At 32.3% G+C, this 24,410-nt stretch carries 22 protein-coding genes and 2 pseudogenes; 15 read left to right on the forward strand and 9 right to left on the reverse strand.

Annotation, left to right across the window (positions count from 1 at the left end):
* Positions 1 to 35: 35 nt before the first annotated feature.
* The 4 genes from AC1RYN_RS09840 to clpX all read left to right on the forward strand — a co-directional run bounded on the left by AC1RYN_RS09840 (position 36) and on the right by clpX (position 3,978).
* Entirely contained in the window at positions 36 to 380 is a 345-nt protein-coding gene (locus tag AC1RYN_RS09840) for a phage holin family protein (RefSeq protein WP_481806833.1), read from the forward strand.
* A gap of 119 nt (positions 381 to 499) precedes the next feature.
* Positions 500 to 1,825, forward strand: a complete 1,326-nt coding sequence (locus tag AC1RYN_RS09845) for a trigger factor (RefSeq protein ID WP_481806834.1) — start codon at positions 500 to 502, stop codon at positions 1,823 to 1,825.
* 168 nt (positions 1,826 to 1,993) lie between these two features.
* Positions 1,994 to 2,668 (forward strand): ATP-dependent Clp endopeptidase proteolytic subunit ClpP, encoded by a 675-nt coding sequence (gene clpP, locus AC1RYN_RS09850; RefSeq protein ID WP_035617906.1) that lies wholly within the window; start codon positions 1,994 to 1,996, stop codon positions 2,666 to 2,668.
* A 77-nt stretch (positions 2,669 to 2,745) separates the two neighbouring features.
* The gene (gene clpX / locus AC1RYN_RS09855; RefSeq protein ID WP_481806835.1) at positions 2,746 to 3,978 is read left to right on the forward strand and encodes an ATP-dependent Clp protease ATP-binding subunit ClpX; all 1,233 of its coding nucleotides are present in this window, start codon (positions 2,746 to 2,748) and stop codon (positions 3,976 to 3,978) included.
* Positions 3,979 to 4,059: 81 nt separating this feature from the next.
* Here clpX and AC1RYN_RS09860 read toward each other — a convergent pair whose 3' ends face one another.
* Positions 4,060 to 5,007 carry a GlxA family transcriptional regulator gene (locus AC1RYN_RS09860; RefSeq protein WP_481806836.1) on the reverse strand — a complete coding sequence of 316 codons (948 nt, stop codon included), beginning with the start codon at positions 5,005 to 5,007 and terminating at the stop codon, positions 4,060 to 4,062.
* 159 nt (positions 5,008 to 5,166) lie between these two features.
* Here AC1RYN_RS09860 and AC1RYN_RS09865 point away from each other — a divergent pair, with 159 nt between their 5' ends.
* From AC1RYN_RS09865 to serB, 6 genes are all read left to right on the forward strand, one after another.
* A complete protein-coding gene (locus AC1RYN_RS09865) occupies positions 5,167 to 5,574 on the forward strand; it encodes a VOC family protein (protein WP_481806837.1) in 408 nt (135 codons plus the stop codon).
* Positions 5,575 to 5,611: 37 nt separating this feature from the next.
* Positions 5,612 to 6,016 carry an SRPBCC family protein gene (locus tag AC1RYN_RS09870; protein ID WP_481806838.1) on the forward strand — a complete coding sequence of 135 codons (405 nt, stop codon included), beginning with the start codon at positions 5,612 to 5,614 and terminating at the stop codon, positions 6,014 to 6,016.
* Between the two features lie 163 nt (positions 6,017 to 6,179).
* Positions 6,180 to 6,587 (forward strand): VOC family protein, encoded by a 408-nt coding sequence (locus tag AC1RYN_RS09875; protein ID WP_481806839.1) that lies wholly within the window; start codon positions 6,180 to 6,182, stop codon positions 6,585 to 6,587.
* A 10-nt stretch (positions 6,588 to 6,597) separates the two neighbouring features.
* Complete coding sequence (locus tag AC1RYN_RS09880; RefSeq protein WP_481806840.1) at positions 6,598 to 7,044, forward strand: SRPBCC family protein; 447 nt, start codon at positions 6,598 to 6,600, stop codon at positions 7,042 to 7,044.
* Positions 7,045 to 7,061: 17 nt separating this feature from the next.
* Complete coding sequence (locus AC1RYN_RS09885) at positions 7,062 to 7,505, forward strand: VOC family protein (protein ID WP_481806841.1); 444 nt, start codon at positions 7,062 to 7,064, stop codon at positions 7,503 to 7,505.
* 269 nt (positions 7,506 to 7,774) lie between these two features.
* Entirely contained in the window at positions 7,775 to 9,004 is a 1,230-nt protein-coding gene (gene serB, locus AC1RYN_RS09890) for a phosphoserine phosphatase SerB (protein ID WP_481806842.1), read from the forward strand.
* A gap of 174 nt (positions 9,005 to 9,178) precedes the next feature.
* On the opposite strand, the gene AC1RYN_RS09895 is transcribed toward serB, so the two are convergent.
* The 3 genes and pseudogenes from AC1RYN_RS09895 to AC1RYN_RS09905 form a co-directional block, all read right to left on the reverse strand.
* Positions 9,179 to 9,418 carry a hypothetical protein gene (locus tag AC1RYN_RS09895; RefSeq protein ID WP_230604309.1) on the reverse strand — a complete coding sequence of 80 codons (240 nt, stop codon included), beginning with the start codon at positions 9,416 to 9,418 and terminating at the stop codon, positions 9,179 to 9,181.
* 250 nt (positions 9,419 to 9,668) lie between these two features.
* On the reverse strand, positions 9,669 to 10,394 hold the full coding sequence (locus AC1RYN_RS09900; protein WP_481806843.1) for an EF-Tu C-terminal domain-related protein: 726 nt from the start codon (positions 10,392 to 10,394) through the stop codon (positions 9,669 to 9,671).
* A pseudogene (locus AC1RYN_RS09905) lies at positions 10,394 to 11,903 on the reverse strand (GH3 auxin-responsive promoter family protein). The gene AC1RYN_RS09900 and the pseudogene AC1RYN_RS09905 overlap by 1 nt, the downstream one beginning before the upstream one ends.
* A 243-nt stretch (positions 11,904 to 12,146) precedes the next feature.
* Here AC1RYN_RS09905 and AC1RYN_RS09910 point away from each other — a divergent pair.
* Entirely contained in the window at positions 12,147 to 12,941 is a 795-nt protein-coding gene (locus tag AC1RYN_RS09910; RefSeq protein WP_481806844.1) for a DUF2797 domain-containing protein, read from the forward strand.
* Positions 12,942 to 13,115: 174 nt separating this feature from the next.
* Here AC1RYN_RS09910 and AC1RYN_RS09915 read toward each other — a convergent pair whose 3' ends face one another.
* The gene (locus AC1RYN_RS09915; protein ID WP_481806845.1) at positions 13,116 to 14,144 is read right to left on the reverse strand and encodes a LacI family DNA-binding transcriptional regulator; all 1,029 of its coding nucleotides are present in this window, start codon (positions 14,142 to 14,144) and stop codon (positions 13,116 to 13,118) included.
* 157 nt (positions 14,145 to 14,301) lie between these two features.
* On the opposite strand from AC1RYN_RS09915, the gene AC1RYN_RS09920 reads away from it, so the two are divergent.
* From AC1RYN_RS09920 to AC1RYN_RS09935, 4 genes and pseudogenes are all read left to right on the forward strand, one after another.
* A complete protein-coding gene (locus AC1RYN_RS09920) occupies positions 14,302 to 15,474 on the forward strand; it encodes a carboxypeptidase-like regulatory domain-containing protein (RefSeq protein WP_481806846.1) in 1,173 nt (390 codons plus the stop codon).
* A gap of 79 nt (positions 15,475 to 15,553) precedes the next feature.
* Positions 15,554 to 16,948 carry a TonB-dependent receptor domain-containing protein gene (locus tag AC1RYN_RS09925; protein WP_481806847.1) on the forward strand — a complete coding sequence of 465 codons (1,395 nt, stop codon included), beginning with the start codon at positions 15,554 to 15,556 and terminating at the stop codon, positions 16,946 to 16,948.
* 444 nt (positions 16,949 to 17,392) lie between these two features.
* Positions 17,393 to 18,612 (forward strand): annotated as a pseudogene (locus AC1RYN_RS09930) (MFS transporter).
* A complete protein-coding gene (locus tag AC1RYN_RS09935) occupies positions 18,602 to 20,467 on the forward strand; it encodes a trehalase family glycosidase (RefSeq protein ID WP_481806848.1) in 1,866 nt (621 codons plus the stop codon). Before AC1RYN_RS09930 ends, AC1RYN_RS09935 begins: the two are co-directional and overlap by 11 nt.
* 44 nt (positions 20,468 to 20,511) lie before the next feature.
* Here the strand turns inward: AC1RYN_RS09935 and AC1RYN_RS09940 are convergent, their stop codons facing one another.
* The 4 genes from AC1RYN_RS09940 to sppA form a co-directional block, all read right to left on the reverse strand.
* Positions 20,512 to 21,945, reverse strand: a complete 1,434-nt coding sequence (locus AC1RYN_RS09940) for an AsmA family protein (protein WP_481806849.1) — start codon at positions 21,943 to 21,945, stop codon at positions 20,512 to 20,514.
* A 385-nt stretch (positions 21,946 to 22,330) separates the two neighbouring features.
* Positions 22,331 to 22,639 carry a hypothetical protein gene (locus AC1RYN_RS09945; protein ID WP_481806850.1) on the reverse strand — a complete coding sequence of 103 codons (309 nt, stop codon included), beginning with the start codon at positions 22,637 to 22,639 and terminating at the stop codon, positions 22,331 to 22,333.
* Between the two features lie 100 nt (positions 22,640 to 22,739).
* Complete coding sequence (locus tag AC1RYN_RS09950) at positions 22,740 to 22,949, reverse strand: hypothetical protein (protein ID WP_481806851.1); 210 nt, start codon at positions 22,947 to 22,949, stop codon at positions 22,740 to 22,742.
* 635 nt (positions 22,950 to 23,584) lie between these two features.
* Positions 23,585 to 24,410 (reverse strand): signal peptide peptidase SppA (sppA, locus tag AC1RYN_RS09955; RefSeq protein WP_481806852.1); only part of this gene is annotated, 826 nt, incomplete at its 5' end.

The following is a 24,410-nucleotide window of genomic DNA, read 5'->3' on the forward strand; positions in this document are numbered from 1 at the left end:
TTTATTACTTTTATTAAAATTTTAAATTAAAAAAAATGAAATTACTACTCAGAATATTGATTACCGCAGGCTTAGTATTGCTAATTGCTCATTTTATGCCAGGCGTTCATGTAGCTAGTTTTACTATTGCTTTAATTGTTGCAGTGGTATTGGGTTTGCTTAATGTTTTTGTTAAGCCGATATTAGTATTGTTCACATTGCCAGTTACTTTGATTACGTTTGGATTGTTTTTGCTGGCTATTAATGCTATAATTATTTTGTTCTGTACCAAAATTGTTGGCGGATTTACAGTCGATTCGTTTTGGACGGCACTACTATTTAGTATTGTTCTGTCTATTTTACAGTCTATTACGTATAAAATATTGGGAGAAGATAGATAAAATAATGAGGTGGGAGGGTTGTAAAAAGCACTTCTTATCAATATATTAAAAAGCTTGGTTGGGTTGCAAAAATTTTATAATTTTGCAACCCAATTTTATTATGTAAATTAAAGAAGAAGATGGATATTAAAAGAGTAGCAATAAACGCAGTAAATGAGACAATTGTATTGAACGTTGTTCATATGGATTACAAAGGTCAAGTTCAAAAAAGATTAAACGAAAAAATGCCTTTGGCAACTGTAAAAGGTTTTAGAAAAGGACAAGTACCTAAAGACCTTGTTGAAAAACAATACGGAAAAGGAATAAAACAAGAAGAAGTTAAAAAAGTAGTTGATTTGGCTTTGGAGCGTTATGTACAATCTGAAAGATTAAATCTTCTTGGAACTCCTCTTGCTAAAGTAAACGAAAATTTTGATTGGGATGCTGAAGAATTAGTATTCGAATATGAAATTGGTTTAGTACCAAACTTCGAAATTGATCTTGAAGCTAAAAATGATATCGTAAAATATATCGTAACTGCTGATGATAAATTAATCGATGGTCAAGTAGAGCGTATCCAAAAACAATTTGGAAAAGCAATTCCTCAAGACGTAGTTGTAGCTGATTCTGATATTACAGGAACTTTTACAAATGAAGAAAAAGGAATCAACAATACTACAACAATTTCACTTTCTATCTTTAAAGATAAAAAAACTGCGGATAAATTCATCGGTAAAAAAGTTGGAGATGTTGTAACTGTAAATACTAAAGGTTTATTCGAAGATGATCACCAATTAATGGATTACTTAAAAGTAAGTCATGATGATGTTCACGGTTTAGATGTAGATGTTAACTTTACTATCGAAGCTATCAACGGAGCTGAATTGGCAGAATTAAACCAAGAATTGTTCGATAAACTTTTTGGTGAAGGAAAAGTAGCTTCATTAGAAGATTTGAAAGCAAAAATTAAAGAAGATGCAGAGCTTCAATTTGCACAACAAGCAGATCAAAAATTATTAGCAGATGTTCAAGATTTCTTAATTGAGAACACTAAATTTGAATTACCAGCTGAATTCCTTAAAAAATGGTTGCAAACTGTAGGTGAGAAAAAATTATCTCCAGAAGAAGCTGAAGTTGAATACGCAAGATCAGAAAAAGGATTACGTTTTCAATTAATTGAAGGAAAAGCAATGGCTCAAAGTAATATACAAATTACATTTGAAGATTTGAAAGCGTTCACAACAACTGCAATCAAACAACAAATGGCTCAATTTGGACAAACAAATCCAACAGACGAAGAAGTTCAGGGAATTGTTGCAAGAGTATTGTCAAACCAAGAAGAAGTAAAAAGACTTTCAGAGCAAGTTGTAGCTGAGAAGTTATTGGTATTGTTTAAAGAAAAAGCAAATCCAACAACTAAAGAAGTAACTTACGAAGAATTTATTGCAGCTTCTTACGGAGAATAATTTCTAAAAAAATAAGTATATTTGAGCGTCAAAAGAATATTTTCTTTGACGCTCTTTTTTTAGGTCTCAAATTTAAAATAAGACATATTGGCATTGTTTATAAAGAGGTATGACCTTTGATTAAATAAGATATATAATATAGTAACGTACAACTTAGAACAAAAAAATATGAACTACGGTAAAGAATTTAAAAAATTTGCTACAAAGCACCAAGGAGTGAATGCTATGTATTACGATAAAATCGTAAGTGCAATGACTCCAACTAATATGACTCCATATATTATAGAAGAACGTCAGTTGAATATTTCACAGTTAGACGTTTTTTCAAGATTAATGATGGACAGAATTATTTTCCTTGGAACAGGAATTGATGATCAAATCGCAAATATTGTTCAGGCACAATTATTATTTTTAGAAAGTGCAGATGCATCTAAGGATATTCAGATTTATCTAAATTCTCCAGGAGGAAGTGTGTATGCAGGATTAGGAATCTATGATACAATGCAATATATTAAACCAGATGTAGCTACAATTTGTACAGGAATGGCTGCTTCTATGGGAGCTGTTTTATTATGTGCAGGAGCAGCAGGAAAACGTTCGGCATTGCCACATTCAAGAGTAATGATTCACCAGCCATCTGGAGGAGCACAAGGAGTTGCTACAGATATGGAAATCAATTTACGTGAAATGTTGAAACTAAAAGATGAATTATACAATATCATTTCTCAGCATTCAGGACAAACTTTTGATAAAGTACATAAAGATAGCGAACGCGATTACTGGATGATTGCTGATGAAGCTAAAGAGTACGGAATGATTGATGAAGTTTTGAGAAGAGGATAAAAAAAATAGTTTCAAATTTAAGGTTTCAAGTTAACATTAGCAACTTGGAACCTTAAACTTGAAACTTGATATAAAAAATGGCAAAAGTAGTATTAGAATGTTCGTTTTGTGGGAGAAAAAAGCCAGAAACCAATTTATTAATTGCTGGTATTAATGCACATATTTGTGATAAGTGTATCGAACAAGCGCACGGAATTGTTTTAGAAGAATTAAAATCAAGCGGAAGCTCAAAATTAGTTGGTGATTTAATATTAAAGAAACCAAAAGAAATTAGAGCATTTTTAGATCAATATGTAATAGGTCAGGATCAAACCAAAAAAGTAATGTCGGTTGCAGTTTACAATCACTACAAACGTTTAATGCAACAACAGTTGGATGACGAAGTAGAGATCGAAAAAAGTAACATCATTATGGTTGGTCAAACAGGAACAGGAAAAACATTAGTGGCAAAAACTATTGCAAAAATGTTAGATGTTCCTTTGGCAATTGTTGATGCTACCGTTTTAACTGAAGCAGGATATGTTGGAGAAGACGTAGAGAGTATTTTGACACGTTTGCTTCAAGCTGCCGATTATGATGTGGCTAAAGCCGAAAGAGGAATCGTTTTTATTGATGAAATAGATAAAATTGCTCGTAAAAGCGATAATCCATCAATAACGCGCGATGTTTCGGGAGAAGGTGTGCAACAAGCATTATTGAAATTATTAGAAGGAACGGTTGTAAATGTACCACCAAAAGGAGGACGTAAGCACCCAGACCAAAAATTTGTTGAGGTAAACACACAAAATATTTTGTTTATTGCCGGAGGTGCTTTTGATGGAGTGGAACGTATTATTTCAAAACGTTTAAATCGTCAGGCAGTTGGTTATAGTACATCTAAAAATGTGGATAATATCGATAAAGACAATCTATTGCAGTATATCATCCCAAAAGATATCAAAGATTTTGGATTGATTCCAGAAATCATTGGTCGTTTACCAGTTTTAACGCATATGGATCCTTTGGATAGAGAAACATTGCGTGCAATTCTTACTCAGCCTAAAAATGCATTAATCAAACAATATCAAAAATTGTTTTTAATGGATGAAGTAGAATTTACGATTACTGATGAAGCATTAGATTTTATTGTAGAAAAAGCTTTAGAATACAAATTAGGAGCACGTGGACTGCGTTCGTTATGCGAAGCAATCTTAACAGACGCTATGTACGATTTACCAAGTTCAGATGTTAAAACATTAGAGATTGATAAAGAATACGCCAAAGAAACATTGAATAAAAATTTACTGAAACGATTAGAAATTGCTTCGTAAATCTTGAAATATCTTTGACAAATTTTAAAACTTTATCAAAGATCCATCTTAACCTGTTCATTTATTTGAGCAGGTTTTTTTTTATCTCACTCTAAACTTCTCTCTATATTCTATGGGTTTCATTCCGACCATTTTGTGAAAAACTTTTCTAAAAGATTTGGGATCGTTATAACCCGTTTTTTCAATAATTTCAGATATAGAAAGTTGTGTCTGCTCTAGGTACTTCTTAGAGCTTTCTACACGAATGTTTTGCAAATATTCTATAGGAGGAATGCCAACTACTTGTTTGAATCTTCGAGTCATGTTACGATTACTAGTCGGAATGTCTTTAGTAATCTCTTCTAGTTTTTCTATTGTGCTGTATTCGTTTTCTATTTTGTGTTGCAATTGAGCAACAAGAGCATCATTGTGCAAATGATTAGGACGAAAGGTGCTAAAATAACTTTGCTTGTGGCGATTTAAATCAATGGCAAAAATTTTAGCAATTTGTACAGCAACCTCATTTCCGCAATATTTCTGAACTAAAAGAATCAATAAATGAAAAGAAGAAGTTGATCCGCCACTTGTATAAAGAGTTCCATCAGCGGTTAATGTTTCTTCGGGTTTTAAATTTACTAAAGGAAACGATTGGTTAAAAGCACTACAGGCATCAACATGAGTTGTAGCTAACTTTTCATCTAGTAATCCCGAAGCACCAAGAAAGAAAGCCCCAGTACAAAAACTGGCTATTTCTGCCCCAAACGAGTGTTGTTTTTTTAGCCAAGGAATAAAATGGCTGTTTTTCACAATCATTCCTCTCATATCATCAGTGGTAAATGCAGGAATTAAAACTAGTCCAAGTTTCTCATCAGAGGATTGGATAGAATTAACTTTATAATTAAATAATTTTTCTTGCTCCATTTGTTCAGACGATTGAAAAAGGAATATTTCAAACGGTTTTTTACCTTCAGGATGTAATTTGTTAGCAGTTTCAAAGACTTCAAGAATGGCTGCAATACTTAATAATTTATAGTCATGCGGAACGATCATTCCAATTTTTTACTGATTATTTCTCTTTTTTTACTAAAATAGCTGATACAAAAATAGTTTTTTTGTCTCAAATGACCCTAAAAAATGACTTTTATTATAGTCTAAAGACTAGGTGATTACTATAAATTTGCTTTAAATAATTTGTAAATTTATATAAAAATGAAAACAGAAATTTTCTTAAATCTTCCAGTAAAAGATTTAAATCGCAGTATGACTTTTTTTACGGAATTAGGTTTTACATTTAATTTGAATTTCACAGATGATAAAGCAGCTTGTTTAGAAATCGGAGAAAATATATTTGCAATGCTTTTGACAGAAGAGTTTTTTAAAACTTTTACTAAAAAACAAATTTGCAATACAGCAACCACAACCGAAATCTTAATGGCATTATCTGTTGATAGTCGAGAAAAAGTAGATGAAATAATTGCAGCAGTTGTAAAAGCTGGCGGTATTGAATATATGGAAACCAAAGATTATGGTTGGATGTATCAAAAAGCCTTTTTGGATTTAGATGGACATCATTGGGAGATATTTTTCATGGATGAAAGTCAAGCTCCGAAAAATTAAGGTTCAATTTATAAAGTATAATTTTAATTAATTAAATATGATAACAGTTAAGAGTATAGTAAAAGCACCAATAGCTAAAGTTTGGGAAATATGGACAACTCCAAAACACATACAAGAATGGAATAGCGCATCACCAGAATGGCATACACCATACGCTGAGAATGATTTAAAAACAGGAGGTAAATTTAAATCTACAATGGCAGCTAGAGATGGAAGTATGAGTTTTGATTTTGAAGGAGAGTATACCTTAGTGAAAGAAAATGAAGCTATTGAATATGTAATTGGAGATGGGAGAAAGGTGGAAATTATTTTTAGAGAGACTCCAAACGGAGTGGAAGTAATAGAAAGTTTTGATCCAGAGACAGAAAATTCAGAAGAAATGCAACGTGGTGGATGGCAAGCGATTCTAAATAATTTTAAAAGTTATGTCGAGAGTAATTAATTAAGGAAGCGACTAAGGTTCAAAGAGACAAAGACTATAAGGCTTCTCTCAAATATGCAAAAAACGTCGTGACTTAATGCCTTTGAGGTAAAAATATAAGCATAGCCTTAATTGTCTTATATAACTTATATGGTTTAAAATATTAACTTAAAATATCAAAAAAATGGCAAAACAGATATGGCTCAATCTGCCAGTAAAAGATGTAGCAAAATCGAAAGCCTTTTTCTCGAAAATAGGTTTTTCATTCAATGAAGAGCATGATACGCCAAAATCAACTTGTATGCTTGTTGGTGAAGGTAAATTTGTGATAATGCTTTTTGAAGAGAATATGTTTACAGATTTCTCTCAAAACAAAGTAACAGATACAAAAATAAGCTCGGAGGTATTAATTTCTATAGATGCTGAAAGTAAAGAAGAAGTAGATACACTTGCTAAAAAAGTTCAGGAAGCAGGAGGGAATGTTTTTGCAGCTCCAAGCTTGAATCAAGGTTGGATGTACGGTTGTGGTTTTGCAGATTTAGATGGACACCGTTGGAATTCTTTATTTATGGATTTTAGTAAATTATCATAAAAAACAGATTATGGAAACATTAGAATTTAAGATCAAGATTAAAGCTTCGAGAGAAACAGTTTGGAATATTTTATGGACAGATGAAACCTATCGAAAATGGACAAGTATTTTCTGTGAAGGTACTTATGTGGTAAGCAATTGGAACGAAGGAGATAAAATTCATTTTTTAAATCCAAATGGAGAAGGAATGAATAGTATTATCGAAAAGAAAATACCAAACGAATATATGGCATTCAAGCATATAAGCGGATTAAAAGATTTTAAAGAAATGCCAATCGACGAAGAAACAAAAACATGGACAGGCGCAATGGAAACGTATCGATTGACTCAAGAGAATGATTATACTATTCTTGATGCTAAAGTTGATACGCTCGAAAAATATATAGATTATTTTAAAGATGTTTTTCCGAAAGGATTAGAAAAGGCAAAAGAATTATCAGAAGAAAAAGAATACTAACAATAAAAAAAAATATCATGGCAACAGTAAATCCCTATTTAATTTTTAATGGAAATTGCGAAGAAGCATTTCTATTTTACAAATCAGTTTTTGGAGGTGAATTTGCATACATTGGAAAATTCAAAGATATGCCTGCAGATGAGAATTGTTCTCAAGTATCAAGTGACAGTGAAGAAGCAGAAAGAATTATGCACGTCAGTTTACCTATCGGTCAAACTATTTTAATGGGAAGCGATAGTACCGAACAATCAGGTGCTGTAACCTTTGGAGGAAATTTTTCAGTTTCAATCAATGTTGAAAGTGCACAAGAAGGTGACAGAATTTTTAACGGACTCTCAGCAGGGGGGAATCCATTTATGCCAATGGGTAAAACCTTTTGGGGAGCTTATTTCGGAATGTTTACAGATAAGTTTGGAGTAAACTGGATGGTGAATTTTGATGAGAATATGCCAAGTAGCTAAATTAAAATAATTACTAAAAGGTAATTAATTCAGGAGATTATTTAGGGTGATTTTAGAACAAGACCTACTTGTTTCTTCAGTTGTTCTAAATAATCTTTTTTATTAAAAGTTGTCCCAATACAAGTTGTTTTAAGCATTAGAGCAGAAGATTAAATTATTTAAATAAATCATGCTGATTTGTGTTTTTTCTTTACAAGAAAACAAAGCATATTCTTTTTTATCAACAATAGATTGCCGATTTTTGTCACTTCTAAATCAATAAAGATAAAATGACAACAGAAGATAAAGAGATTATTTTATTAAAAGTTTCAGGTCATGATAAACCAGGAGTTACAGCAGGATTAACAGCAGTATTGGCTACCTATGATGCCGTTATTTTAGACATTGGACAAGCCGATATTCATGACACACTTTCTCTAGGGATTTTGTTTGAAATTGAAGCAGGTTCCACTTCAGGACCAGTTCTAAAAGACTTGTTGTTTAAAGCTTATGAATTAGAAGTTAAGGTAAAGTTTATCCCAATTTCTATTGAAGATTACGAAAAGTGGGTTAAAACACAATCTAAGCAACGCTATATAGTTAATATCCTAGGAGAAAAATTAGCAGCATCACAATTAGCAGCAGTTGCAAAATTATTATCCGATCAAAATTTAAATATTGTATCTATAATACGATTAACAGGAAGAACATCTGTTGTTGAAACAGAAGAATATCCACGTTCATGCATACAGCTATCACTAACAGGAGATGTTGTAGATAAGATTGCAATGACAGCAAGTTTCATGGAAATTTCCAGAACCCTAAATGTAGATATTTCATTTCAGGAAGATAATATTTATAGAAGAAACCGACGTTTAGTTTGTTTTGATATGGATTCGACCTTAATTCAAACTGAAGTAATTGACGAGCTAGCGGAACTGAATGGAGTAGGTGAGCAAGTAAGAGCAATTACAGAATCGGCTATGAATGGCGAAATAGATTTCAACGAAAGTTTCAAACAACGTATGGCATTGTTAGAAGGTTTGAGCGAAGACGTTTTACAATCCGTTGCCGAAAAATTACCAATAACCAAAGGAGCACATCGCTTAATGAAAGCCCTAAAATATTACGGATATAAAACTGCTATATTATCAGGAGGATTTACCTATTTTGGAGAATATTTGCAAAAAGAGTTAGGGATCGATTATGTGCATGCCAACCAATTAGAAATTAAAGATGGTAAGCTAACAGGTAAATATTTAGGCGACATCGTCGATGGACAGAAGAAAGCCGAATATTTAAAAGCAATTGCCGAAAAGGAAGGAATTCACATCAATCAAACTATAGCAGTAGGAGATGGGGCCAACGATTTGCCAATGTTAAATTTAGCAGGTCTAGGAATCGCCTTTCATGCAAAACCTACCGTAAAAGAAAATGCATCAACCTCGATTTCAAGTTTAGGACTCGACGGTGTTTTATATCTATTAGGATATCATGACCGATATATTGATATGATGTAGTTTATTTACAATAATGTCAGGCTGAGCGGAGTCGAAGCTCCGTATGCCCTTCAACTCCGCTCAGCCTGACAAAATCGCGTAAACAAGTAGAATGTTTACGCTAACCCTAGAAATTAAACAAAAAAACCTCGATTTTTTTAAATCGAGGTTTAATAAAAATATGCGAATTAAAACTTATTCTACATTCAAATAAGGATTTAAAGCTTCGGCTAATTCATTGAGCCAATAAAAGCTGTTTTCGAAGTTGATCATTTCGTTCTGAAGGCATTGATTTTCCCTAATAGCACTTATAGCAAGAAGATAATTTGCTTGCCTAATTACCTTAGCCATATCTTTTGGTTCTATCATATGGCTGAAAAAATTCATAAGCCTTGTTTTGGCTTCTTCTGAAAGGTTGTTTGTGTTTGTAATCATAACTCTGTAATTTTAGGAAATATAAAACCCGTGTAGCTAAGGTGTCCTACACTTACAGAAGTGTTACGGTTGTTTCCAATACCGCCACCATACCGCACGGGCAAAAGTTTTTTAGATGTCATGATTCTGTAATTTAGGAAAAGCAAATATAGCAAAAAACCCTTGTAATCAAAGGATTTTCCCTTTCAATAAAAAAGTAGTTAATTTTGATTTTTCCTCCTAGTGCGAACGAATTGTACTATCTGATTTTTTATCTTTTTACTATAATTTGTCCAGTTAGAAAGATTGAGTGCCAAGTTGCAAACGATAAAATGAACTTATCTGTCTGTAATTGATTTTTATTCCAGTCAAAACTTGTGTTCATTTCAACTTTATAAAGTTGATTAGAAGGAATTAAATTAGTTTTCCAGCCTTCAATAATTTTATGTGCAACTTCTCTTGGTTGTAAGTTTTTGTTGATGAGTTTACATTTTATCAATATCATACATTCTAAATTGCCTGTTATTTCAAACTCAATATTTTTAATTATTGATGTGTTAGTTAACCAACTTTCAAGGTCAGTACGAATCTTAAGAAAATCATTAGTATCAGAATATGGCTTAATGTTTTTATCAAGTGTCTTTAGAAAGGTAGAACCATTCCAGTAATTGAAGTCTGGTCTTATTATGCGAGTGATTTTTCCTTTGCCAACTATTTTTGAGCCTTCTCTGGTTTCAAATTCCTGTCCAACAAAAAAATGTCCAATATGAAAGTCAGGACTTAATGTTTGTAAATAAACTTTTACTGTCTCGCCTAGATTACAAGTTTCTTTGTCTATGAATTGCTGTGGAGCATCCCAGTCTTTCCCATTATAGTGAAATTGCCCGCGATAACCATTGTTAACAGCGGTTTTACGTCCTCCTTCTTGTTCAGTCAAGTAATAAATTTCAGCTTCGAGTTGAGGTTCTCTAAGTTTATATTTGTTTGAATTGCTCATTACATCCCCTTCAACTGCTCCAAATAATCTCTTTGGTTTGAAAGTCTTAGGTATTTTATGTTGGCCGCCCAATTTGTCTTTTTCTTTTAACCAATCATAAAATAAATTTTCTCTGGCAACATTAATCACCAAAGGATTTAGCGTCATATTATTATAACGTTTGGCTTCGTAATCGGAGTTTAGGGATTGCAAGGTTTCATCAAGTGCTTTTTGGAAAAGTCCTACATCAGCAGGTTTTTTCTTAAACTCAATCATCCATTCGTGAGCGCCCTTTTCTTTGTCTTGCATAAATATCGGAGCTACAGTGTAATCTATAACTTCAGTATTTGTTAACTGGCATGCTTTGGCAATAGCCTGATCCGTATTTTCGACCATAAGCTCTTCACCAAAAACATTAATATGATGTTTGGTTCTTCCTGTAACACGAATTCGGTATGGATTTAAAGAAGTAAAACGAACCGTATCACCAATTAAATAACGCCATAAACCAGAATTGGTAGTAATTACTATCGCATAGTTTTTATTCAATTCCACATCGGCTAATCGGATTACTTTTTGTTCCGGTTTCCCAAAAGTCTCCATCGGAATAAATTCGTAGAAAATTCCGTAATCTAACATTAGTAATAGATCACTAGAATTATTTAAATCCTGAATGGCAAAGAAACCTTCAGAAGCATTGTATATTTCGTAGTATTTAAAATCTTTTTTAGGTAATATGTTTTTGTATTGTTCTCTGTAAGGAGAAAAACTCACGCCACCATGAAAATAAACTTCCAGATTAGGCCATATTTCAAATAAATTCCCTTTTCCAGAATCTTCAAGAACACGATTCATTAAAACCAACATCCATGAAGGGACACCAGCAAAACTGGTTACATTTTCATTTTTAGTTTCATTAATAATAGCAGCAATTTTAGTTTCCCATTCGCTCATAAGCGACGTTTTATTGCTAGGTGTGCTGCTAAATTCTGCCCAAATAGGCATGTTTTCAATTAATATAGCCGATAGATCCCCAAAGAAAGTATTGTTGTTTTCATAAATTTGAGAACTTCCGCCCAAGCGAAGGCTCTTACCCAGAAACAATTCTGAATCTTCATTATTATTCAGATACAAACACAATAAGTCTTTACTTCCTTTATAATGACAATCCTCTAAAGCTTCATTACTTACAGGGATAAATTTACTTTTAGCGTTGGTAGTTCCGCTAGATTTTGCAAACCATTTTATAGGAGTTTCCCAAAAAACATTTTGCTCGCCTTGGCGCGTGCGCTCAATTAAAGGTTGTAGCTCTTCGTAAGTTGCAATAGGTAACCTTTCAGAAAAAGTTTTATAAGAATTAATTGAAGCAAAATCATATTGTTTACCGATAATAGTATTCTCGGCTGCCAATATTAAATTATGAAGAAGTTCTTCCTGAACTTCATTTGGGTATTTAAGGAAAAGCTCTATTTGATGAATTCTTTGTTTAAGAACCCAAGAGGCAAATGAATTGATTATTGATAGAGGCATGAATGATTTTAGATTTTAGATTCCTGATTTTTTTACTAACGCAAAAAGTCAGGAATTTAAGATTTGAATATCGATAGACAAATACTAACTTTGTCGTTGTATCAAAAATAGTGTTTTTTTACAAACGACAATTCTATTTAGGATAAAGATTCCAATTCAAAAATGGAATTTTAACAATAAAAACTTTAAATTCCTCGAGGTGAGTTTAAAATTTAAAAGTAGCAATCTAAAAATTAAAATTTAATGCAATATCAAGGTGTACTTACAAAGATGCAAACCGAAATGGGGAACCCAATTCAATATTATTTGGTTTTTGAAGACAGTTTTATTAACGTCAATCAATTATTGAATAAAGACATTGAAATCAGTTTTGTAGGCTACCAATGTTTAAATTGTGGTAAGAAGAAAAAAATATTCCGTCAGGGATTTTGTTATGATTGTTTTTACTCAAGTCCGGCTGTTGGTGATTGGATTATGAAACCAGAATTAAGTACGGCACATTTAGGAATCCAAGATCGTGATTTGGTATATGAAGAAAAAGTTCAATTACAACCACATATAGTATATCTGGCTTTATCCAGCGAAGTAAAAGTCGGGGTGACCAGAAAGACACAAGTACCTACACGTTGGATAGATCAAGGAGCAACACAAGCATTGGCAATCGTAGAAGTTCCGAATCGTTATTTGGCAGGAATTACTGAGGTAGCATTAAAGAGCCATTATGCTGATAAAACGAATTGGAGAAAGATGCTTCAGAATAATATCGAAAGCGTTGATTTGATTTTAGAGAAAGCTAAAGTCGAGAGTTTGATTCCAGATGAAGTTCGTGATTATTTCTTTCCAGAGAAAAATGATTTGTATGAAATGCATTATCCAGTTCTTGAATATCCAAAGAAAGTAGCGAGTTTAAGTTTAGATAAAACACCAACTTTTCAAGGAAAACTTACAGGAATAAAAGGGCAGTATTTATTATTTGCAGACGGTACAGTCTTTAATATCCGTGGATCCGAAGGATATGTAGTAACAATAAATGTATAATTCTAAAATTGATATTTAACACATAGAAACATAGATTTAAAATTTAAATAATTTCTAGAAAATCATGATTTTTTCACATAGTGCTATGTGGTTTATTTTGAGTGAAACGTCTTTTTATAATTTGAAAGTTAAGCTATGTTTCTATGTGTTGGAATAATTGAAAGTGTGTATTTATTAGTTTTTTATCGTTGATTCTCTCTCAATAATGAGCGTTGGGAGTTCGATAGTTTGATGTATAACTGGAAGATGTTCTTTAATTTGAGCAATTTCATTTATTAATATAGAAGCGGCACGTTGACCAATATCGTAACCGGGTTGGTCAATCGTGGTAAGCTTTGGCGAAATTACGGTAGACATAAACCAATTGCTAAAACCAAAAACGGCAATTTGCTCTGGAATCTTAATATGCATATCGTTGAGGTATTTTATAATGCCAATAGCTACCAAATCGGTGATGGCAAAAACAGCATCAACGTCTTTATGCTCAGCAACTAGTTTTTGTGCATTGGCATAACCATCTTCAAAATCGGAGTTGTGATCACATAAATAAACCAGTGTAGGATCGTAAGGAATATTATGATCCTCCAACGCTTTTTTATATCCAAGAAAACGATCAATAGAATTTTGGGGAGTATAAGAACCTCTAAAATGAGCAATCTTTTTATATCCTTTATTTATTAAATACGTGACAGCATCATAAGCAGCTTTTCGGTCATTGATAACGACTTTAGAGCAATCTACCAATTTGGCAATTTTATCAAACAATACTACAGGAGTATTCTTTTTTATCGCATCATTAATATGAGAGAAATCATCCGTTTCATTGGATAATGAAATTAAAATTCCATCCACTCTTTTTTGCTGTAGCAAGGCAATCTGCTTTTTCTCCAGCTCATACTTTTCATTAGATTGTAAAATAATTACAAGATACCCTCTGTTTTCTGCTTCGTCGATAATTCCATTTAAGACACTCGAAAAGAAATGATGTACCATAGTAGGGATAACAACACCAAGAGTTTTGGTTTCGTTAGTTCTTAGATTTACTGCATTGGCATTGGGTTTGTAATTCATAGTTTCTACCATTTCAAGAACTCTTGCTCTGGTAGTATCGCTAATATCAGTGTACCCTTTTAATGCTTTTGAAACTGTAGTAACAGAAATTCCTAAAGCAGCGGCAATGTCTATAAGTCTGGTATCATTCATAGAATAAATGTAATAAAACTAATTGATAATTAATTAAATTTATTGAATCGAAAACGTTTTCGGTTAAATCGAAAACGTTTTCGATAAAATACTTCATTGATATAAATAAATAGGCAATAGTTTTACCCTAACTAATAACCTAACCAAATAATAAATCATGAAAAAGTTTAATTCTAGCACAATAACCTCGTTCTGGATGTTATTGCTATTCATTCTTCCAGCAATGATTTTTTCACAAGAAAAAAGCAGTATTTCTGGACAAGTATTCGATGAAAACGGACAATCAGCGCCAGGGGCGAATATCGTTATCCGAGACGTTTCACTAGCGGTGAGTACAGATGCAGATGGAGGATATACATTTTTTAATCTTTCAAGTGGGACTTACATTATTCTTGTTACAAATATTGGATACAAATCAACTCAAAAGAATGTTACTCTTAAAGATGGAGAAAATATAAAAATTGATTTTCATTTAGAAGCCGAATCTCAAAGTCTAAAAGAAGTAGTTGTTACAGGTTCATCAAATCCAAGATCAAAATTAGAATCAAGCATTGCAATTACGACATTAGGAGCAAAAGCTATTGAAAATAGAGCACCAATAAGTACAGCAGATCTTCTTCAGACTATTCCAGGATTTGTTGTAGAAACGTCAGGAGGAGAAGTAGGGAATAACCTTTTTGCAAGAGGAATCCCATCGGCAGGAGCGTACGAATATGTACAAATCCAAGAAGATGGTTTACCCGTTTTTGAAGATGGAGCTTTGCAATTTGCAAATGCAGATAACTGGTACAGACTTGATGAGACAGTAAGCAAAATGGAAGCCGTTCGTGGAGGTTCAGCATCGATTTTTGCTTCGAATGCACGAGGGGGAATTGTCAATTTCATTTCGAAAACAGGACAAAATGAGTTTCAGGGAAGAGCTAAACTTACTGTTGGAGATTATGGATTGTTTCGTACCGATCTTAATTTAGGTGGAGCATTGGTAAAAGATAAACTGTTTTTTAATGTAGGAGGATTTTATAGAGCCGATGATGGAATAAGAAAAACGGGTTTTACAGCAAATAAAGGTGGACAAGTAAAAATGAATCTTGCGTATAAGTTTGATGATGGAGGATATTTGAGATTAAATTACAAAAAACTAGATGATAGAAATACATTCTATTTGCCAATACCATTAAAAAGCAATAACGGAAAAATAGAGGGGGTAGCAGGATTTGATCCAAATTATGGAACGTTGACTTCAGCAAACTTTTCTCGTTTAAGTGTGCCACAATATGGAGGAGGAACTTTTAAAGCCGATTTAGAAAGACGGAGTTCATCCAGTTGTTGATGCTATTGGAGCTGAGTTTAAAAAGAAAATAGCAGATAAAGTTACCCTGAAAAATCCATTCAGAAGTACTAAAATAGATTTGAATTACAATGCAATTTATAGTAGCGGTGGACCTTGGACACAAGCTGGTTATGCAACAGATATACAAAAATTAGCCCCAGCAAACACAGGAGATTTAAGTTATACATACGTAGATAATAATGCAGCATTAGATCCAAATGCATTAATTATGAGAGCAGATCATTGGTACATTCATAAACAAATGGACAATTTTGCTAATAACTTGTCTTTTAATTTTGATTTAAAACCAGTGAATCTTACAGTTGGGTATTATTACTCCAATTGGAAATCAAATCAATACTGGAATTGGAGTAATTACTTGGTAGATGTTACTGATAATCCAAGATTAGTAAACGTAAACAATACTGCAAGCGGAATAGCACATACATGGAATGGAATAGAAAGAATTACGTGGTTAGAAAGAGATGCACAAACAAAAGGGAAGTTAAATGATTTTTATGTTGATGCCGAAATTCAAGCTACAGACAAACTAACGTTTAACGCTGGGGTGAGATACGATAAAAATGTGTATTCCGGATACAGAGATAATGCACGTTTTGATGCTGAAAATTTAGGAGTTTTGGATAATAACACAGCAGATGATGCAGTAACTACAATACAAGGCAATCCATATACGTATTGGAGATATGATGTGAGTGAACTCTCTTATACAGCAGCAGGGAATTATAAGTTTAATGAAAATATGGCTTCTTATTTAAGATATAGCCATGGTTTTAGATCACCAATCGAAGAATCATTTTATGACAATGCCAAAAATTTGAGTAAACTAGAAAATACTTTTGTAAACCAATTAGAGTTGGGGTATAAATATACTAATTCTTTCCTTTCGGTAAATGCCAACTTATTTCATATGAATTTAAAAAATGTTGCTTTTACAGATATATTAGCAGATGGGTCATCTGAAAATAAATTTGCGGATGTAAACAATTTAGGATTAGAAGTAGAAACAAATCTAAGATATAGTATTGCTAGATTGAACTTCAATTTTACAGTTCAAAATCCAGAGTATGATAATTTTACAGGCCAAAACACTGATGGAAGTACTTTTAATTTTAACGGAAACACTGCTCGTAGAATTCCTAAATTCTTTTGTGTAATAAGACCAGAGGTTGATATAACAAAAAGATTATCAGGGTATGCTCAATATTCTTATTTTGATAAAAAATATACAAATCAGGATAATAAACAAGTTTTGCCAGCCTTTAAAGAAGTTGGAGCTGGTTTAAGCTACACTGTTAATAATTTACGATTCGCTGTTGATGGAACTAATTTGTTCAACGAGATTGGTTTGACAGAAGGCAATCCTAGACAATCAACATCAGATACAGATGTATTTTTGGCAAGACCAATTTTAGGACGAGCATTTAGATTTTCTGTAGCAATTAACTTTTAGGTTCTCTCGTAAAGAAGCCGAGACACAAAGAAAATAATTTGTAGAAACTTTGCGACTTAGCGTCATTGCGAGATTATATAGATGTAGAGTTTTTATTAAAATAAATCCGTTGGGGTGTAATTACTTCGTCTATTCGCTTTACTGGGTCACAAAAGCTTAATCAAACACATAGAAACATAGATTTTATGTGTAAAAAAGAATACAAAAAGAAATACATTTCTTTCGCATAGCTAACTCTGCGCACTTTAAATAAATGAAATGCCTTATTTTTAGCTAAAAAGACTATGTTTCTATGTGTTAAAATAATTACACCCAACGGGTTAAAATAAATAAAATATTGTGTTTTTTATTATACTCGACGAGTATTAATTAGTTCAGCCGAATGCTGTTTTAATAACAGCATTTGGTTTTTTGTTACATTCGTTAGTAAATCAATAGGTTAAGATGAAAAAAGCAGGAATAACAGCAGTATTATATCTCAATTACTTTGTATTTGCAATATTACTGAACAGCGTTGGGATAGTAATTTTAAAAGCGCAAAAAAATTATGGCGTAAACGAATTACAAGCTAGTATTCTAGAAGCTTTTAAGGATTTACCAATCGCAATTGTTTCATTTTTAATAGCTTCATTTTTACCAAGAATAGGTTATAAAAAAGCAATGCTTATGGGGTTAGGATTGGTGACTTTTGCTTGCATTGCTATGTTTTATGGTAATTCGTTTAATTATGCCAAATTGCTTTTTGCAACCGTTGGAGTTTCTTTTCACTAATAAAAGTATCGGTTTATTCGCTTATAGGCACAGTAACGGAAAATCAAAAGGAGCATAATGCATTAATGAGTAGTGTTGAAGGTGTTTTTATGATAGGAATTGCATTGGCCTATTTTTTATTTCCTGCATTTAATACTGATGCTAATCCCGATTCTTGGCTTAATGTGTATTGGTTTTTGGCATTGTTAACATCACTATCATTTGGTTTTTTGTTTTTTATAAAAATAGAAAAACCAGTAGAAATTCAAGGAGCAAATCTTGCTGATGATTTTGTACAAATGATTAAGCTGATGGCAAAATCATTGGTGATTGTTTTTGTAGTTAGTGCTTTTTTGTTTGTAATGATAGAACAAGGAATCATGTCTTGGTTACCAACATTTAATGATAAAGTACTTCACTTATCCGAAAATAACAGCATAATGATGGCTAGTATTCTAGCTATTTCTTTAGCAGTTGGGCGAATTCTAGCAGGTGAAATTACCAAAAAAATAAACTGGATTTGGGTACTGAGTTTCTGTATAATATGTGCCATGCTTATTGTAATTTTTGTATTGCCAAAAGCAGTAGGACTAGAGGTGAAAACGATCCATTCCTTTAGTGAAATCCCATTAATAGGTTTCGCATTTCCGCTTGTAGGATTATTTATTGCACCTATTTATCCGTTACTCAATTCGGTTATATTAAGTGCTTTGCCTAAAAAACTGCATAGCTCAATGACAGGATTAATCGTAGTGTTTTCAGCACTGGGAGGTACAATAGGCTCAAGAATAATCGGATGGTTATTCCAAAATCAAGGGCCACAAAATGCATTTTATTACACCTTGATTCCAATGTCATTATTATTGGTCTCATTCTTTATATTAAAAAAAATAACGACTAAAAATGAAATTTAAACTAAACATAAATCAGACGTTACAGCGGTTATTGGCACAAGAAGATACGGATGGTGATAAAAAAATTACGGTAGATGATAAAGGACCTAAAAGTTTTTTATTGGAAGACGAAAACGGAAATTCTTTAAATGTTGAAGGAACTTATTATCTGTCTAATTTATTACAGGAATTGGCACTGTCTAAAAAAAACAATTCAGAATTTACAGAAATAAATAGCTCCGAAATAATAGAGAACCCAGTAAGCCGTATTTCTAGAAAAATAAAAGATTTGTATTGGAACGGATTAACGAGGACTATTGATGCCAAAGGAGTTGCTAAAATTGTAGAAGATGAAAAGATAGAAAATGCAATTTCTTATTTGTATGTTCCTGCTACAGATGCTGTAGCTTTTGAGTATTTTAAAGAGTTAGAGAAATCTATTCCTAAATTAAAAGTGGTTCAGCTAGCCAATGATATTTCATCAGAATATGTGCTGACTTTAAACAAAAAGCCAGGGATTTTAGCATTGGCATTGCAACAAGAAAATAATGAGATAAAAGGGATTCCATTTGTGGTTCCTGGCGGTCGATTTAATGAAATGTATGGTTGGGATAGCTATTTTATTGCTATAGGACTTTTGTTAGATAATAAACTAGAATTAGCTATTGGAATAGCGGAGAATTTTAAATATCAAATTGATCATTACGGAAAAATTCTAAATGCAAACAGAAGTTATTATTTAACTCGAACGCAACCACCTTTATATACTTCTTTAATTGTCGCCATTGCAAAACAAGAAAAAACAAAAAAAGATTGGATAGCAAGACACCTTCATACTGCGATAAAAGAATATCAATCGGTTTGGATGGAAGAAGGAAAGCGACTTACCTCAAATGGATTAAACCGATATAAAGCTGAAGGAATTGGACTTCCGTTTGAAGTTGAGGTAGGGCATTTTGATGATGTTTTGGAAAAATATGCACAGTTACATAAGTTGCCTTTAAGGGAATTTGAGAAAAAATACCTTGATAGAGAAATTACTGATGCAAGTCTAGATGCTTATTTTGTGCATGATCGTAGTATGAGAGAAAGTGGTCATGATACAACAAATCGATTTGTAAATGTTTGTGCTGATTTAAACACGATAGATTTAAATAGTTTGCTTTATAAATATGAAACCGATATTGCTTTCTTGATTGAAACAGAGTTCGATAATCATTTTGTAGATGAAAAACACACAACATATTCTAGTGAATATTGGAAAGAAAAAGCAGCTCTAAGAAAAGAAAAAATTAATGAATTGCTTTGGGATAAGGATGCAGGGATTTATTACGATTATAATTTTATAAAGAATGAACCACACCAATTTGATGCAGCAGCAACATTTTATCCGCTTTGGGCAAAATTATGCAGCAAAGAACAAGCAGAAGTTTTAGTTAAAAATGCATTGCCGAAATTTAAATTAAAAGGAGGAATTGCAGGAAGTACTAAAGAAGCAATAGATGACCTAGATGTAAACTCACCACAGCGACAATGGGATTACCCTTTTGGATGGGCGCCACATCAAATGTTTTTATGGGAAGGATTACTGAACTATAATTATGTAAATGAAGCTCAGGAAATGATTTATCAATGGTTATGGCTTATTACTCGAAATGCAGTAGACTATAATGGGACTATTCCGGAGAAATTTAATTTAGAAACCAGTTCCCTTAAAATATTTGCCGAATATGGGAATGTAGGTACGGCATTCGATTATATTACCGAAGAAGGTTTCGGTTGGATGAATGCTTCATATCAGCTTGGATTGAGTATTTTAAAAACAGAATTAAAAGGGGAGTTAGATAAACTAACAGATCCTGATACCTTGTTTTAGTAATAAAAAAAGCCTAAAAATTAATATTTTTAGGCTTTTTAAATTTAATGATATGGCTTTATGGAGTCGTTGCAGGCTCTTCTTTTTCTTTTCTTAAACAAACCGTTTAATAAATCGGCAGCTTTATTTACCTGTTCGGTAGTTTTTTCTTTATTAGCAGCGCCAGCTTTTGTAGTATCTTTTGATTTGGTGTTTTTATTAATCAAATCCGTTAAAGCAGTAGTACCTTGTTTAGTTAGTTTCTCTTTTTGCTGATTAACCAATTGTGTAGTTAAATTTGTAACGGCACTTTTCATATCGGTAGAAACTTTCGGGTTAGAGAAATTCCCACTAATTAATGCGTTAATCGGAATGCTTTGCAATTTGGCAGCATCAGCAGGAGACATTTTAGCTAAGAAAGCATTTGCTTCAGATCCTAGATATTTAGCTGGAACATCAAGTTTTACGTTGTAGTTCATTGTTTGGTCAAAACCATGCGTTCCACCAACAGTAATTTTAATGTCTTGATATTTAATGTCAAACGGTTTTACGTTAACTTTCCCGTTGTCAAAAGTTAAGGCTGCTTTAATATCGTTCAAATTTACTTTATTCATATCAATGAATTTAATGTTTGAAGTCAAAGCATTTAATACCGTCGAATTTTTAGCATTTACAGTAGTCGAAAGTAATTGTCCTATCAAATCTCCTGAAATTGATTTTAAATCAGGAGTTAGTTCGGTAGCATTTAGATTTCCGTTAAGTTTTATAGTCGAATTTAATTTACCATTGATAATTCCTGCAATAGGAGCAATTTTTTTCATCATGTCTAATTGCGTAAAAGTTTGCGCAATATCAACTTGATTAAAGCCTAAATTCATATTAAAAGTAGGAACTTTTTCTTTTGTAGAAATAGCTCCATTTAGTCCAATAGTTCCACCAAAAATAGATGTTTTAAAGTTCTCTAAAGTTGCTTTTTCATCTTTTACAATTATTTTTCCAGCAACATTGGTTAGTTTTAAATTGTCATATAAAACCGTATTTGCTTTTGCAGTTAATGTACAATTTAAGAAAGCTGGGATTTTCATTGCTTCAGCAGGTTTGCCTTTTGCTTTAGAATCTGTTTCTGTTTTAGCTGGTGCAGGTTCTCCAGTAGTCATAAAATCATCAACAGCCAATTGGTTTGAATTCATATTGAAATTTCCTCTTAACTCTTGTTTTTTAAACATAAAACCATAGAAATTTTCGAGAACACCATTTATGCTAAGGTCACTTTTTCCAGTTGTAGCATCAAATTGTTTTAAGTTAATTGTACTTGGGGTAAACTGAACCAAAGCAGTGCTAATATTCATTGATTTGTTGTTCTCATCAGTATATTTAAATCCAGATAAGCTCATAGTACCAGCATTTTTAATGTTTTGATATTGACTTTTTTCAACTGAAGCCATATCAAAATTGGTAGTTACATCGGCTTTTAAAATACCAGATAAAGGTTTATCCATCTTTATAGGATATGCCTTTAGAAAGGTTAGCTCAATTAATCGTTCCTTTCAAGGCTACATATTACAATAGGGTTTACAGTAATGTTCTTGATATTTGCTTTAGCACTAAAACATCCCTGATCAATTTTGAATGAAAGTTTATCTAAATTTACATAAGTGTCATTTAAAATCCCCGTTTCATTTATAATCTTAGTATCAATTACAATGTTTTGAACCGATTTTGGTAAGTTCGGATATTTAAATGAAGCATTGTTTGATGCAATTGCAATATTAAATTTAGGAACTGTAGTATCTGAATATAATCCTTTGGCAAATCCAGCAACAGTAAAATCTCCAGTAGTTTTTACACCATCTAATCCAGATGCATAAGCAGAAGGAATTAATCCTAAGAAATTTGTAAAACGATGAGGTTGGAGTTTAAACTTAAGTCATATTGTTGCCCCTCTTTAACCATTTGGATAAAACCATCAAACTCTAATGGTAATTGATTAATCAGCGCTTTGTTTTCTTTAAAGGTATATTTGCTTTTCTCTAAATCGATACCTAAAACTGCATCAAGAGTCAACGATACATTTTTCATGTAATTGATCTTGTCCATATCCAAAGAGACTTTGGCAGTCGATTTAGTTGTTAAGTCCAACTGCGAAGCTGTGAAATCCCCATTTCCTTCATGATTCAAACTATCGATAACCATTTTGATTTTGGATCTTTGATCAAAATATCTAAAAGTAAAATTTTCAATTTTGTACCCTTGGATTTTTAAAGAAAGTGGTTTGCTAACAGTTTCGTCTTTTTTAGATTTGTCTTTTTTTTATAGCAATGTCAAAATTCCCAACACCATTTTTATCGAATATAATATTGATTAATCCATTTTTGGTATCAATACCTTGAATGCTTAGAGGTTCGTCTTTTCCTTTGAAAAGTTCTTTAATACTCATTTTTAAATTCAATTCACCTAATGAAACTAAAGTGTCACCTTCAAAAGGAGCTTTGTTGATAATCACTAGTTTTTACTCTATAGAAACATTAGCATTCGGGGAAGTTTTTAAACAAACTCAAATCAGCATCTACAAAACTAACTTTAGCATCAACACTTTCATTGATAGCCTCAGATTTTTGGCTTTTATCTGGTCTTTAAAAAAATAAGGAATTGCAAACAACGATGCAATTAGTAAAACGATTACTATTCCTGCGATTTTTATAATTTTCTTTACATTCATATACTGAGTTGTTTACGTTCAAGATTTCAGGTTGTTTTTATACCTGCTACTTGCAAAAATAAACTTTTATGCGTGATTCTCTTTGTAATTTTATCATAAAAAGAAACTTAAGCACATTCATTTGTAAGCTTTGTCTTCAGTTTAATCTAAAAAAAATAGCCTACTACATATCGAGGGGCTGAGATGAGTAAGCTATTCAAAAAAATAACAGGGTAATATTGTTATAAATTCTACTAGCGTAAAATGTCTTAAAAGCTTGTATAACTAACCTTGCAATATTTTGCTAAAGTAGCAACAAGATGCGCTTAAGATGTGTTACCAGTAAATTAAACCTGAGTTAACTTTAAGCGATTATATATAAAATAAAAAATCCGTTTAAGTTAGACTCAAACGGATTGTAATATGTGATGAAGTTGTAATTATTGAATATTAATTTGAAAGGGCATCATTGCTTGTACTCCTTTTTTATTTTGTAATCTTTTTACTTGTTCGATAATAAAATAATTTTCTTCACCTATTTCTTCTTTAATGAAATTCTCTTTTGATTTTGCAAAAGGTAAACCTTGCAACATATCATTAAATTTCTTTTCGTATTCAGGATAGTTTTGTGTGCTGTAGTCTTTTATTTTGGCAAGAGTTGCAGCTTCAGCTATCGCATCATTTAGGCCTCCAATTTTATCTACAAGACCAATTTTAAGGGCTTCAGAACCAGTCCAAACTCTTCCTTGTGCAATAGCATCAACTTGATCAAAAGTCATTTTTCTTCCTTCGGCAACATGAGTTACAAAAGTTTTGTAAATATGTTCAACACTTTCTAAGGTTACAGCTTTGAAGTTTTCATCCAAAGGTACAAACGGACTATAGTTGGCAGCATTTACGTGAGTTTTTACTTGTTCAGTATTAATTCCTAGTTTGTTTGCCAAAGGAGTGAAATTTGGTAGTACTCCAAAAACTCCAATAGAACCAGTTATTGTATTGCTTTCTGCAAATATTTTATTAGCATTACATGCAATATAATATCCTCCAGATGCTGCATAGTTACCCATAGAAACAATTACAGGTTTTACTTTTTTAGTTAATTCTACTTCTCTCCAAATCAAATCAGAAGTTAAAGCACTTCCTCCTGGACTATCAATTCTAAGTACAATTGCTTTTACATCTTTGTTTTTACGGGCTTCCTGTAAAGAACGGCGCATAGATCCTTCACCAATAACGGTTACATCTCCTTCGCCACTCTGAATTTCT

The sequence above is a fragment of the Flavobacterium sp. TC780 genome, assembly GCF_056783245.1.